The 253-nt window shown below is 35.6% G+C and carries 1 protein-coding gene; it reads left to right on the top strand.

The features are described 5' to 3' along the window. The coding region (locus R2R70_RS21730; protein WP_410979156.1) for a D-alanyl-D-alanine carboxypeptidase at positions 1-253 on the top strand (253 nt) is incomplete at both ends.

Here is a 253-nt window from a genome sequence, read left to right as displayed (position 1 = left end):
AAACTAAGTAATAACAGTATTGCTGACATTCTTGTGAAAACAATGGGAAAAGAAGCCTATGGAAAAGGTAGAACGGAATATGGTGTAAAAGCTCTGAAAGCATACGGTAATGCGATTGGACTAAACATGGAGAACTGGTACTTAGAAGATGGTTCTGGAATTTCTCACGAGAATCGAGTCACGGCGAATGATCTTTCATACTTACTAATAAGAGTTAAAAATGAACCGAATTTTAAAATTTTCTATGAAAGCC

The sequence above is a fragment of the Cobetia sp. SIMBA_158 genome (assembly GCF_046566945.1).
Lineage (GTDB): Bacteria > Pseudomonadota > Gammaproteobacteria > Pseudomonadales > Halomonadaceae > Cobetia > Cobetia amphilecti.
The sequence above is the reverse complement of the archived record's forward strand: the minus strand, read 5'-3'. Positions and strand labels throughout refer to the sequence as shown.